Raw genomic sequence first — 12094 nt, forward strand, 5'->3', positions numbered from 1 at the left:
ATCTTAAAGCGAAAGTTGGGTGTTCAAATGCAGTGTTGCGATAGTAACCAAGCTACCAGTTTTATTCATTCTTCTGGCTTCGCTGTATCAGCAGTTGACGAAATCGGTGACGAAGTGCTTGAGCCAAATATTTGCTTTAGTGCTTCGCAGTGCGTCTCGGCAAAAGTAAAACTTTTTGCCGACGACTTACCCTTTTTCGTATACACTTTCATGGAATGTTTACCCAACAACGCCGGTCGTTTTCTTTGGATCGACAGGTTTCTTTCCGCCCAGCCGTCTTTGGTGCCCACTCTTGAGGCATTGAGAAAAGCAGATAACGAACTTAGGTCGCCCTACGATGTTCGCGGTCATTATTTTCCAAAAGAGTGTTTTTCTGTTCCAGACTACGCTGAAATGAGCCGTGAACAGGAGTATGAATCGGATTTATTCGTTTCTTTGATGTGCCTAGCACTCTTGTCCGGTTGGCATGCAAAGGTACTTTTCCTAGTTCCCACATCTTACGTACAATTGTGGGAAGGAAACATTTTTTTTTATTCCTCTGAACCGCACAGAGTGTTTCGCGCAACTGAAGTTTTCAACAACTACGATTTAAGCAAAGCAACAGACTAATTTGAGACTGACCACCACGCGACAAATGCGCTTGTAACCCGCTCCCTACCTACAAAACCCGCAAAACCTGCACCCCGCCACCGGCCAACACACGCACGATCCCGAGGGGCGCGCCAGCCGTCCCCTCACGAACCACCAGAAAAATCACCCCACTGCGAGCGCCGGAGAATCGCCCCAAATCCCGCCCCGACACCCGCGCGGCCAGCGCGGCAGGGGCCACGTCCACAGCAACACCCGCGCGCCCGGAATGCACCGTCGCGACCCGGCGCAATGGGTCTGTCATCGCCTCAGGCCCCTCAGCGACGCGGACAACATCCTCCACCCGCACCATCCGCCTGTGACCGACCCGGCGATTTCGAAACGGTCGCAGGACGTGCGCACCAGACTTGGGAAGATTACTTCGTCAGCCTGCGCAAATAAGCGCGACGGAAACGGTGCGCGGCGGCGTGGCATCGCGGACGATCGCTCGGTCCGGCTGCTTTCTGCCTGACGTCAGTTACGCTTGCCATTCTCCTGTTCTTTGCCGACGTTGCCCCGTGGCTGCGCGAATGCGTACAAGGAGGACGATATGACAAGAAATAGTAACAACGTCGCCGTCATCGGCTTGGGTTCGATGGGATACGGAATTGCCGCATCAGCGCTGCGCGGCGGACATTCGGTCTGGGGAGGAGACGTCAACGCAGAGCAGGTGGCCCGGTTTCAGGCAGAGGGCGGTCAAGGCAGCGCTCTGGCAGACGTCGCCGGAGACCTGGACGCCGTTGCCGTGGTCGTTCTGAACGCCGCCCAAACCGAAAGCGTGTTGTTCGGCGAGGACGGCATCGTGGCAAAGCTGAAGCCCGGAGCGGTTGTCGTTGCCTGTGCCACCGTGCCACCAGCCTTTGCGCGCGACATGGCGGCGCGTTGCGGCAAAGCTGGTGTCCACTACCTTGATGCGCCGATCTCTGGCGGGGCAGCCAAGGCCGCCAGCGGTGAGTTGTCAATCATGGCGTCAGGTTCGCCCGATGCGTTTTTCGCCGCGCGTCCGCTGTTGGACAGTATCGCCCAGACCGTGTTCGAACTTGGCGATGAAGTCGGGGCGGGCAGTGCCATGAAGGCGGTCAATCAACTTCTGGCCGGGGTACATATCGCCACCATGGCCGAAGCCTTGACCTTCGGCATGACTCAAGGCGTCGCGCCGGACAAATTCGTCGAGGTCATCAGCAAATGCGCCGGCACCAGCTGGATGCTGGAAAACCGCGCACCGCATATCGTGGCGGGGGATTACACGCCGCTCAGTTCTGTGAATATCTGGCCAAAGGATCTGGGGATCGTGCTGGATATTGCCAAATCGGCGCAGTTCAGCGCCCCGATCACAGCCGCCGCGATGCAGCAGTTCCTTGCCGCCGCCGGGATGGGGTACGGGCAGGAGGACGATGCCGCCGTGGCCAAAGTCTATGCGCGCAATGCCGGGCTGACATTACCGGGAGAAGGCAAATGACCACCGTTCTTGGCTGTATCGCGGATGATTTCACCGGGGCGACCGATCTGGCCGGTCTTTTGGCGCGCAGCGGTGTTCGCGTGTCGCTGCGCATCGGGGTCCCGTCCGAGCCGCCCACAGACCCGGCTGCCTTCGAGGTGATCGCGCTGAAATCGCGCACCGCGCCGGTGGCGGAGGCCGTGGCGGAAACCCGCGCCGCGTTGAGGTGGTTGCAGGCGGCGGGGGCGCAAAGGTTTTTCTGGAAATACTGCTCTACCTTCGATTCGACAGCGGAAGGCAATATCGGCCCCGTCGCCGAGGCGCTGATGGCCGACCTTGGCACTGATCAGACGATCTACTGCCCGGCGTTCCCGGAAAACGGGCGGTCGATCTTTATGGGCAATCTCTTTGTCGGGCGTCAGCCATTGGCGGAAAGTTCAATGAAGGATCATCCCCTGACCCCGATGCGCGACAGCAACCTGATGCGCCTGTTAGAGCCGCAAGTCATCAAGCCATTGGGTCTGGCAGATCGGCTGACCGTGGCGCAGGGGCCGCAAGTGCTGCGCGCGGAACTGGACATGCTAAGAGGGCAGGGCGTGGCCCATGTGGTGGTGGATGCGGTGGCGAATTCCGATCTTGAAGTGATCGCAGAAGCCTGCCGCGACATGCCGCTGATGACCGGCGGCAGCGCCGTCGCCATGCCTTTGCCCGCGCTTTATCTTGCTGACGGAACCCTGTCGGCGGAGGCGCCGAAGGCCGAGGCACCAGCGCTTGGTACAGGCACCATCGTGTTGTCGGGAAGCTGTTCTGCGATGACCAACAAACAGGTGGCAGATTATACCAGCCGGGGCGTTCCCGCCTTCCGGTTGGATCCTCTCGCCTTGGCCGAAAACGGCCCGCAAGAGACGCTGGACTGGCTGGCGCAGCAAGATTTCGACAAGGCCCCGTTGGTCTATGCCACGGCCAACCCCGAAAGCGTACGCGCCGCACAGGAAAAGCTGGGCGTTGCGGGCGCGGGGGAGATCGTTGAAGCAACATTGTCGGCCTGCGCGGTCGCGGCCCGCGACAGGGGCGCACGGCGGGTGATCGTTGCGGGGGGCGAGACCTCCGGGGCTGTCACCAAGGCGCTTGGCGTCACACAGCTCGACATCGGTGCCGAGATCGCGCCGGGCGTGCCCTGGACCTATTGTCAATCCGGGGGACATCAGATCGCGCTTACTCTGAAATCCGGTAATTTTGGCTCCGAAACCTTCTTCAGTGACGCGCAGGAAAGGTTGGCATCATGAGCGCCGAGGCCCGCCTGCGCGAACAGATCTGCCTGCTGGCGAAATCCATGTTCGACCGTGGCCTGACCGGCGGCAGCACTGGCAACATTTCGGCCCGGACCGAGGATGGTGGGCTGCTGTTCAGCCCTACCGGCACCAGCTTTGGCCGACTCGATCCCGGAAGGCTCAGCCGTTTCGACGCGGCCGGCACCCTTGTCGATGGTGACAAGCCGACCAAGGAAATGCCCCTGCACAGCGCCTTCTATGACACCCGCAGCACTGCTGGCGCGGTGGTGCATCTGCATTCCTGCCACTCGGTCGCGCTGTCGATGATGCCAGATGTGGACGAAGACAACTTTTTGCCGCCGCTGACGCCCTATAGCATCATGAAGCTGGGCCGCGTGAAGCTTCTGCCGTTCTTCCTGCCCGGCGACCCGGCGATGGGTGAGGCTGTACGCGGACTGGCAGGCAAACGCACGGCGGTGATGCTGGCCAATCACGGCCCGGTGGTGGCTGGCAAGGACATTGAGGCCGCCTGCAACGCCATCGAGGAACTGGAAGACACAGCGCGGCTGGCAATGATGACACGCGGTATGCAACCGCGCGGGCTGACCGGCGATCAGGTGCAGGCGTTGGTCACCACATTCGACGTGGAGTGGGACACATGAAGTTTTCCGCCAACCTTGGGTTTCTCTGGAACGACCGCCCACTGCCGGACGCCATTCGCGCCGCCGAGGCCGCAGGCTTCGACGCGGTGGAATGCCACTGGCCGTACGACATCCCCGCAGACGCGGTGAAGGCCGCCCTGAGCGAGACCGGTCTGCCGATGCTGGGCCTGAACACCCGGCGCGGCGATGTCAGCGCGGGGGACAATGGGCTGTCGGCCATCCCCGGACGCGAGGCCGGAGCGCGGGCCGCCATCGATGAAGCCATCAACTATGCCGTAGCCATCGGTGCGGCCAACATCCACGTCATGGCGGGTTTCGCCGCGGGGGACGAGGCATTTCAGACCTTTATCGCGAACCTGAAATACGCCTGTGATCAAGCCGCCCCCCACGGCACTACGATCCTGATCGAACCGCTGAACAAATACGACGCACCGGGCTATTTCCTGACGACAACCGATCAGGCGCTTGCGATCATCAAGGCAGTCGGCGCGCCAAATCTGAAGCTGATGTTCGACTGCTACCATGTGCAACTGATGGAGGGCGACCTGACCCACAAGATCGCGGCGCTGCTGCCGTCGATCGGCCATATCCAGTTCGCCTCTGTCCCGGATCGCGGCGCCCCTGATCATGGTGAGATCAACTTTGACCACGTGTTCGAGGTGATCCGGCAACTTGATTATGACGCCCCGCTTGGCGCGGAATACAAACCCGGCGGCAACACCGACGACACGCTTGGTTGGCTGAAGCATCGATCAGCCGCCGGCCTTTAGATTACCTTCTATCCAAGGATACCCGACATGACCGCCCAACAGCTTACCTTTCGCGAATTTCTACTGTCGGAACGAAGCCGACATCAGCTGGACAAAGACTTGGTCTTTCTGCTGGAGGATATCGCAACCTCCTGCCGCATCATCTCGCACCAAATCCGTGGTGGGGCCTTTGCAGGCAAGCTAGGCGCCACCGATGCCACAAATGTGCAGGGCGAAACCCAGAAAAAGCTCGACGTTATCGCCAACGAGATTTTCGTTCGGCATTGTTCGAATTGCGGTCGGGTCGCGGCGTTGGTGTCCGAAGAGGTCGACGATGTTTACTGGCTGAAAGACAATCCGCAGGCCGGTGACTATCTGGTCTATTTCGATCCGCTCGACGGCTCGTCAAACCTGGACGTCAATCTGTCTGTCGGCTCGATCTTCTCGATATCGCAGCTGCCCGCATCCATCGACGCGACCGATGATCGTTCCGTGCTGTTGGCTGGATCCGAACAGATTAGCGCAGGCTATTCCGTCTATGGCCCTTCGACCTCTTTGGTGGTCACCACCGGCTCCGGCGTCAACGGCTTTACCCACCAGCAGGGCACGGGTGAATTCCGCCTGACCTTCCCCGATATGACGATCCCGGAAAGCACGCAGGAATTCGCGATCAACGCCTCGCGGTACAGACTTTGGGCTGCGCCGGTGCGGCGCTATTTCGATGAATGCATCGCAGGCACAGAGGGTCCGCGCGGGAAGGCCTTCAACATGCGCTGGACGGCCTCCATGGTGGCCGAGGTGCACCGAATTCTGACCCGCGGCGGTGTCTTCCTCTATCCGCGCGACGCCGGGAACGCCGATGCAGGCGGCAAACTGCGACTGATGTACGAGGCCAATCCGATGGCGCTGGTCGTCGAGCAGGCTGGCGGCGCCGCGTCGACCGGTACGGACCGCATTCTGGACCTGCAGCCCACGTCGCACCATCAGCGCGTGCCTGTGATCCTCGGCTCAAGGGAAGAAGTCGAGTTGCTGGAGAGATACCACAAAGACGGCTGACAAGCGTGGGCGTGGGAAAGGGGCGCGTGGACGCCAGAGCGGGCGGACTAAAGGCGGTATGAACACCAAGCTGCGCGCCATCTGAGACAGCTAGGGCCGCCCTTTGAACCTGTTCGTGACTGCGGGACAATGGGATACGTGCGTGTATCCCGGAGCGAAGACAACGCAAGAAGCCCGTCAAGTAACCCCCTTGTGGCATTGCTGTGCAACGCACTGCCGGGCAAGGGGCAAGCGCCGATGCAGACGCCGCAATCGTATCAAGATCATTTGGCGGTGTGTGGCAGCCAGTTACGACCGCTGCCCGAAGGTCTTCCTTTCGGCCAGCGCCCTCACGGCCATCGTGATCTGCTGGCTTTAAATCTCAATGATTTGCGACCTTGGATTTAACCTTCCAAAACCCCAAACGGGCGTGTGCCGCGTCATCAGCATGGATTTAGTTGAACAACTGTCCAAGTAGCTGCCTGGGAATTTGACGATTGTATCACGCCCCGTGGTGCGGAATAACAAATGCAGGCCTCAAGGCCATGGGTTTAGACGGAACACCACATTGGCGACACCGCTCAAAATCAAGGACGGCGCCCCATCGCGGCCGCGCAAGTCTTCTGAAAAGCGCGAGGCAAAGCGCAGGGCCCTGGCGGAAAGCGCCATCGAGACGCTTTGTGCCAAGGGGTATGCCAACACCAGCCTGCGCGACATTGCAGAAGCCTCCGGGCACCCTTTGGCGACGTTGCACTATTATTTTGGCAGTAAGTTCGACCTGATCGAATACTGTATAAGACAGCACAAATCGGAGTTTTTCGAACAAATGCGCGGGGCAGCTCTTACGCCCGGCGCGCTGCCTGACGTGATCGAAGCGTTCGGCCGTGGGCTGGCCCTCGCGGTTGCCCATGATGCCCCTCGCCATAGGCTTTGGTTCGATATCCGAAACCAATCCGTGTTTGATAACGCGCTGCGCCCGATCATCGAGGATATCGAAAAAGAGAACCTGGCGATTGCCAGTGTGATCGAACAGCGCTTCTTCAAAGATACTGACGATGATGCAAAGCAGCGGGTTATCATCGTCTATTCTGCTATCGATGGTCTTTTTAGTCAGATCACCCAGAACCCCGATAAGACGCCACCGCTTGCGGAAACCGAGGCGATGTTCCGGGTGCTGTTGGAGCGGTTATTGGTTGCTGGCACAGGCTGAATCTCGACCAAAAAACAAAAATCTGGTCAGGTGTCCAAATTATTGCTAGCGTTCAACCCCAAGTGACGCAGTTGCAACTGCGCGCACCATTGGGAGGAACGAAATGCCAGCACCTATTCCGCTGAGTGAAGACGAAAACGGCCACATCAAAGCGGTGCCACATCAGCAACGTGAGGGCGTCGTCACGAAACGCACGCTATGTCAGACCTGCGATCAACAGTGCGCGGTCGTGACGGAGTCAATCGACGGGCAGGTTGTGCGTGTACGGTCGTCCGACAATCCGTTGTTCCGTGACCACATCTGCATGAAGGCGATCGCCTCGCCGCAGACGTTTTCTCACCCGGATCGTATTCTTTATCCCCTTAAACGGGTGGGCGAGCGCGGTTCGGGCAAGTGGGAACGGGTGAGTTGGGAAGAGGCGATGTCCGATATCGGCACGCGCCTTAACGCCATCATCGAGACTTACGGACCCGAAGCCTGGGCCGTCTCAACCAGCCAGTGGAACACCGCGACGGACCATGGGCTTGGGCGGCGCATCATGAACCATGTCGGCACACCCAACTGGACTTCGGGCGTGGCCTATTGCGCGGGCAACACCGCAGCAATCAACCGAATGACCTATGGCTGGTTCCCGCTGGGCGATTTCAACAACACCAAGTGCATCCTGCTGATGGGCCATAGCCCCAACCGTCACAGCTGGACGATGATCTATCAGATGCTGCGTTTCGCGATACAGCGCGGTGCGAAGGTGATCGTGATGGATCCCCGCAAAAGCCATTGGGCGGAAATGGCCGACATTTGGCTGCCGCTGAAGGCGGGCAGTGACACGGCGATGATGTTTGGGTTCCTGAAGGTGATCATCGATGAAGGGCTCTACGACAAGGCATTCGTCAAAAATTGGACCATTGGCTTTGATGATCTCAAGAAGCGTGTGGATGAATACCCGCTGGACCGCGTCGCCAGGCTGACCGGATGTGATCCTGAGATGATTGCCAAAGCGGCGCGCATGTATGCCACCGAAGGACCTTCGGTGATTCCGTGGACGCCGATCACCGACATGCAGCGCAATTCGACCTCGGGCATTCGACTGCAAAGTATCCTGCGGGCCATCTGCGGTCACATCGATGTGCGTGGCGGTGAAATCTTCAACGGCCCGATCACCGACTTCGTGATCGAGGCTGATATTGAGATGCATGAGGTCCTGCCCCATGCGCAAAAGATGAAACAGTTGGGCGCTGACACGCATCCGGCCTTTACCTACCGTGGGCAGGCTGCGTTTACCGAACCGCTTAAACGCATCTGGGGGCGCGCATACGTAAACCAGAACACCGGCTGCTACATGGCCAATCCGACAGAGATGTTCAGAGCCATGTGTGGCGATGGTCCCTACCCGGTCAAGGCGTTCTTTGCCTTGGGCAACAACACGATCCTCAGTTATGCCAACGGCCAGCGCATCATTGACGGCATGATGAACCAGGAGCTGGTCGTTGTGCAGGAACATGCCATGACGCCGACCGCGCAGCTGGCGGACTATGTGCTGCCCGGCGACAGCTGGCACGAACGCCCCTGGTTGTCTGATGCGTTCAGCTGGGGTGGCTTTCTGCGCGGATCAGAGCAAAGCCAAGAACCCATGGGCGAGGCCAAGAGCACTTGGGAGTTCTGGAAGCTGGTCGCCAATGCCATCGGTCGGCCCGAACTTGTGCCTTGGGACAACATCTATGACTTCTATGATGACCGCCTCAAGGGCATGGGCATGACGTTCAAAGAGTTCGTGGCCAAGACGGATGTCTATTTTGAACCCGCACAGTTCCGCAAATATGAGGCCAAGGGATTTGCCACGCCATCCGGCAAGGTTGAGCTGCGGTCTTCCGTGCTCGAAGACCTTGGGTTCGACGGTCTGCCCTATTTCCGCGAAGATCCCGAACTGACTGAGGAATATCCGCTCAAGATGTTCACCGGCGTGCGCGAAGATCCGTATTTCCAGACCGCCGGGCGGCAGGTTCCCGATATGCGCAAGCGCTGCCCGGAGCCGCGGATTTTCGTCAATCAGAAGACCGCTGACGAATGGGACGTTCAGGCCGATGAATGGGTTGAACTGGCCAATGAACTGGCGACGCTAAGAATGCAGGTAGAAATCAATCCGAGCATGCCGGACGATCTGGTGCGGGTGCCCCATGGTTGGTGGAAGCCGGAGATGGAGATTGGTCACGGAAAACTCTCTGGTGCGATGCTGCACGCCGATTCGCTCATGTGCCGGGATGATCCGGAGTATATGGACATCGAACAGGGCATTCCGCATCTCAAGGGTATCCCCTGCCGGATCAACAAGATCACGACCGATGCGACCAAGAAGGAGGGTCAAGCTGATGTTGCCGAGGTTCATTGACGACTTTCTGGGCAAGCAGATGATCCGCATGGCGACGGCCGCGGCGCGAAATGAGACCATGATGGACCGTTTCTATCGCGGTCTGTTCGCTAGGTTGCTGCAACCGCCCAAGGAGAACGACTATATGACCGACGACATTATTCGGGAAGATCTGGGCTATGACGTCGAAGAGTTGCGGCAATATCAAAACAGCCGTCCGTCGCGTTTCGGGTAAGGCGCTGGGCTTTCATATAAGCGGTTTTGCCGCCGACGCGGTAAATCGAATAGGTCCTGATCCGACTGCACCGGACATTCAATCATAACGAAGACTGGGAGGAGATGGACTATCCGGTCCGCCTCCTCTCGCGACCCTGCAACTTGTACGGTTCGCGCAAATGGCTCGCTTACCCCTCAACGCGGGAATGCGCCTACCGGCGCAGCCAGCGCCGCGCAGATCGGATACGGGCGCGGCTTGGCTGGCAAGACGGGCTTGCGCAGCAGAACTACGATTAACTCAAGCGAATGCCGACAGGCTGACGGCGGAATTAGAGCACTGGGAGTACCGGTCTAGCGCGGAATTCTGCCAATTCGTCGAAAGCAGGTTCGGATGGCTGGACGCTTGACGCGTCACGGCGCGTCCTAGCGTGGTTTTTGCGGCAGGTACGCCAAAATCCCAGCCAAGAAAGCTTTGTAAATACAATTTCTTATGGGGGATAATGGTGCCCAGGAGAGGACTCGAACCTCCACGTCCATACGGACACTAGCACCTGAAGCTAGCGCGTCTACCAATTCCGCCACCTGGGCAGGTGTCGTGAGGCGTGCATTTAGACGGGCGCGGCGGGGGTGTCAAACGGAATCTGCGCGGATTTGGCGACTTGTTTGAGATGGCCGCCAAGGCTACACCCGAACCATCCGAGACGAAGGAGTCGCGCATGTCCAAGCTGGTCACTATTTTCGGGGGTTCGGGGTTCGTCGGGCGATATATCGCGCGGCGTATGGCGAAGGAAGGCTGGCGCGTGCGGGTTGCCGTGCGGCGGCCGAACGAGGCGATGTTCGTGCGGCCTTATGGCGCTGTCGGGCAGGTGGAACCTGTTTTCTGCAACATTCGGGACGATGCCTCTGTCGAGGCCGTGCTGATGGGCGCCGATGCCGTGGTCAATTGCGTCGGGATTCTTGCCCCCAGCGGAGCGAATTCCTTCGACGCCATTCAGGCAGAAGGGGCCGGGCGGATCGCGCGGCTGGCCAAGGCTCATGGCGTGGCGCGGATGGTACAGCTTTCCGCGATTGGGGCCGATGCGGACAGTGACAGCGATTACGCGCGCAGCAAGGCCGAGGGCGAGGCAAATGTGTTGGCGCATATGCCGGACGCGATGATTCTGCGCCCCTCCATCATCTTTGGCCCCGAAGACCAGTTCTTTAACCGCTTTGCCGGGATGACCCGGATGGGTCCGGTTCTGCCCGTGGTGGGCGCCAATAAACGGTTCCAGCCGATCTATGTGGATGATGTCGCACAGGCGGCGGTTCTGGGTGTCACAGGTGCGGCGCCCGGTGGTGTCTACGAATTGGGTGGGCCGGAGGTCGCGACCTTCCGCGAATTGATGGAAGACATGCTCCATGTCATTCGCCGCCGCCGCTTGATCCTGAACATGCCGTTCCCGGTGGCGCGCGTTGTTGCGTTCCTGTCGGATATGGTCAGTGCAATCAGCCTTGGGCTCATTCCTGCGCAGATCACGCGCGATCAGGTTAAGAACCTTGCCATGGATAACGTGGTGTCGGGTGATGCGCGCACGCTGCAGGATCTGGGGATCACGCCCGTTGCGATGGAAGCGGTTCTGCCGGAATATCTGTGGCCCTATCGGCCGTCCGGCCAATACGCAGACATCAAGGAAAGCGCGAAGAACCTGCGCGCTTAACTGTAGGCGATTGCCAGCAGCACGATGCCAAGGATGACGCGGTAGATCACGTATGGCGTGAAGCTGACAGAGCGCAGCAAGCGCATCATCAGGACCAGCGCCAATAGCGCGGCGGCAAACGCAAAGGCCGCCCCGATCGAAGCGTCGCGCAGCACGGTGCTATCTGCCTCCGCGATGGCGTCGCCTGCCAGCAATGCGCCCGAGGCAAGGATCGTCGGGATGGACATCAGCATCGCCAGCCGGGCGGCGCTTTCCCGATCATAGCCCAGTTTGCGGCCCGCCGTGATGGTGATTCCGGATCGCGATGTGCCGGGGATCAGGGCCAGTGCCTGCGCAAGCCCCATGTAGATCGCGTGTTTCAGTGTCCATTCGCCTGCGGTGCGGTCCGTCGCGCCGGTCATGTCCGCCCAGTACAATACCAGTCCGAAACCCAGCATCGTCCAGCCGATCACGGTGATGGATCGCATCGCGTCGGCCCAGCCCGTGACATGCAGGATCAGACCGGCAATGATCACCGGGATCGTTGCCCATAGCAGATGCCATGCCAGCCGGGCGCCATCGGTATCGACACGGCCTTGCATCAGGCGCAGGGTGCCCGCGAGGGCAATTTTGACGTCCTGCCAGAAATAGGCGATGACGGCGGCGAGTGTTCCAACATGCACCGCGACATCCATGGCCAGCCCCTGATCGTCGAGGCTGGTCAGCCCGGGCAGCAAGATCAGATGGCCCGAGGACGACACCGGGAGAAACTCGGTCAGGCCCTGAATGACGGCAAGGATGAAGAGGTGTAACAGCGACATGAGTAACCTGCGATTCCGGAACGC

General features: G+C 59.6%; 12 protein-coding genes, 1 tRNA gene and 1 pseudogene. 11 read left to right on the forward strand and 3 right to left on the reverse strand.

All coding sequences use genetic code 11. From position 1 onward, the window contains the following. Positions 1 to 27: 27 nt before the first annotated feature. Positions 28 to 609 (forward strand): hypothetical protein, encoded by a 582-nt coding sequence (locus E4Z66_RS17270; RefSeq protein ID WP_136464308.1) that lies wholly within the window; start codon positions 28 to 30, stop codon positions 607 to 609. A 49-nt stretch (positions 610 to 658) separates the two neighbouring features. Here E4Z66_RS17270 and E4Z66_RS17275 read toward each other — a convergent pair whose 3' ends face one another. After that, a complete protein-coding gene (locus E4Z66_RS17275; RefSeq protein ID WP_136464309.1) occupies positions 659 to 892 on the reverse strand; it encodes a hypothetical protein in 234 nt (77 codons plus the stop codon). 285 nt (positions 893 to 1177) lie between these two features. Between E4Z66_RS17275 and ltnD the strand changes: the two genes are divergently transcribed. The 9 genes and pseudogenes from ltnD to E4Z66_RS17315 all read left to right on the forward strand — a co-directional run bounded on the left by ltnD (position 1178) and on the right by E4Z66_RS17315 (position 9592). Further along, on the forward strand, positions 1178 to 2086 hold the full coding sequence (gene ltnD / locus E4Z66_RS17280) for an L-threonate dehydrogenase (protein ID WP_136464310.1): 909 nt from the start codon (positions 1178 to 1180) through the stop codon (positions 2084 to 2086). Next, positions 2083 to 3351 (forward strand): 3-oxo-tetronate kinase, encoded by a 1269-nt coding sequence (gene otnK, locus E4Z66_RS17285; protein ID WP_136464311.1) that lies wholly within the window; start codon positions 2083 to 2085, stop codon positions 3349 to 3351. Before ltnD ends, otnK begins: the two co-directional genes overlap by 4 nt. After that, positions 3348 to 3998, forward strand: a complete 651-nt coding sequence (gene otnC / locus E4Z66_RS17290) for a 3-oxo-tetronate 4-phosphate decarboxylase (protein ID WP_136464312.1) — start codon at positions 3348 to 3350, stop codon at positions 3996 to 3998. Before otnK ends, otnC begins: the two co-directional genes overlap by 4 nt. Further along, positions 3995 to 4768: a hydroxypyruvate isomerase family protein gene (locus E4Z66_RS17295; protein ID WP_136464313.1), complete on the forward strand. Its 774-nt coding sequence runs from the start codon at positions 3995 to 3997 to the stop codon at positions 4766 to 4768. Before otnC ends, E4Z66_RS17295 begins: the two co-directional genes overlap by 4 nt. Before the next feature lie 27 nt (positions 4769 to 4795). Next, on the forward strand, positions 4796 to 5803 hold the full coding sequence (locus E4Z66_RS17300; protein ID WP_136464314.1) for a class 1 fructose-bisphosphatase: 1008 nt from the start codon (positions 4796 to 4798) through the stop codon (positions 5801 to 5803). Positions 5804 to 6029: 226 nt separating this feature from the next. Then, positions 6030 to 6161 (forward strand): annotated as a pseudogene (locus tag E4Z66_RS20025) (IS5/IS1182 family transposase); the annotation flags it as partial. Between the two features lie 189 nt (positions 6162 to 6350). Then, the gene (locus tag E4Z66_RS17305; protein ID WP_168797828.1) at positions 6351 to 6992 is read left to right on the forward strand and encodes a TetR/AcrR family transcriptional regulator; all 642 of its coding nucleotides are present in this window, start codon (positions 6351 to 6353) and stop codon (positions 6990 to 6992) included. A 103-nt stretch (positions 6993 to 7095) separates the two neighbouring features. Next, positions 7096 to 9378 (forward strand): molybdopterin-containing oxidoreductase family protein, encoded by a 2283-nt coding sequence (locus E4Z66_RS17310; protein WP_136464316.1) that lies wholly within the window; start codon positions 7096 to 7098, stop codon positions 9376 to 9378. Next, positions 9359 to 9592 (forward strand): hypothetical protein, encoded by a 234-nt coding sequence (locus E4Z66_RS17315; RefSeq protein WP_136464317.1) that lies wholly within the window; start codon positions 9359 to 9361, stop codon positions 9590 to 9592. The genes E4Z66_RS17310 and E4Z66_RS17315 overlap by 20 nt, the downstream gene beginning before the upstream one ends. Before the next feature lie 482 nt (positions 9593 to 10074). Here the strand turns inward: E4Z66_RS17315 and E4Z66_RS17320 are convergent. After that, positions 10075 to 10161: transfer RNA gene (locus E4Z66_RS17320), tRNA-Leu, on the reverse strand. A 128-nt stretch (positions 10162 to 10289) separates the two neighbouring features. Between E4Z66_RS17320 and E4Z66_RS17325 the strand changes: the two genes are divergently transcribed. After that, the gene (locus E4Z66_RS17325) at positions 10290 to 11270 is read left to right on the forward strand and encodes a complex I NDUFA9 subunit family protein (protein ID WP_136464318.1); all 981 of its coding nucleotides are present in this window, start codon (positions 10290 to 10292) and stop codon (positions 11268 to 11270) included. Here E4Z66_RS17325 and E4Z66_RS17330 read toward each other — a convergent pair. Next, complete coding sequence (locus E4Z66_RS17330) at positions 11267 to 12070, reverse strand: undecaprenyl-diphosphate phosphatase (protein WP_136464319.1); 804 nt, start codon at positions 12068 to 12070, stop codon at positions 11267 to 11269. The two genes, E4Z66_RS17325 and E4Z66_RS17330, sit on opposite strands and share 4 nt — an antisense overlap. Positions 12071 to 12094 lie beyond the last annotated feature (24 nt).

This window comes from Aliishimia ponticola, assembly GCF_004803475.1.
Classification (GTDB): domain Bacteria; phylum Pseudomonadota; class Alphaproteobacteria; order Rhodobacterales; family Rhodobacteraceae; genus Aliishimia; species Aliishimia ponticola.

Coding starts and splice junctions, on each gene's coding strand:
- E4Z66_RS17270 (WP_136464308.1), top strand. CDS start 28: ATGCAGTGTTGCGATAGTAACCAAGCTACCAGTTTTATTCATTCTTCT.
- E4Z66_RS17275 (WP_136464309.1), bottom strand. CDS start 892: ATGACAGACCCATTGCGCCGGGTCGCGACGGTGCATTCCGGGCGCGCG.
- ltnD (WP_136464310.1), top strand. CDS start 1,178: ATGACAAGAAATAGTAACAACGTCGCCGTCATCGGCTTGGGTTCGATG.
- otnK (WP_136464311.1), top strand. CDS start 2,083: ATGACCACCGTTCTTGGCTGTATCGCGGATGATTTCACCGGGGCGACC.
- otnC (WP_136464312.1), top strand. CDS start 3,348: ATGAGCGCCGAGGCCCGCCTGCGCGAACAGATCTGCCTGCTGGCGAAA.
- E4Z66_RS17295 (WP_136464313.1), top strand. CDS start 3,995: ATGAAGTTTTCCGCCAACCTTGGGTTTCTCTGGAACGACCGCCCACTG.
- E4Z66_RS17300 (WP_136464314.1), top strand. CDS start 4,796: ATGACCGCCCAACAGCTTACCTTTCGCGAATTTCTACTGTCGGAACGA.
- E4Z66_RS17310 (WP_136464316.1), top strand. CDS start 7,096: ATGCCAGCACCTATTCCGCTGAGTGAAGACGAAAACGGCCACATCAAA.
- E4Z66_RS17315 (WP_136464317.1), top strand. CDS start 9,359: ATGTTGCCGAGGTTCATTGACGACTTTCTGGGCAAGCAGATGATCCGC.
- E4Z66_RS17325 (WP_136464318.1), top strand. CDS start 10,290: ATGTCCAAGCTGGTCACTATTTTCGGGGGTTCGGGGTTCGTCGGGCGA.
- E4Z66_RS17330 (WP_136464319.1), bottom strand. CDS start 12,070: ATGTCGCTGTTACACCTCTTCATCCTTGCCGTCATTCAGGGCCTGACC.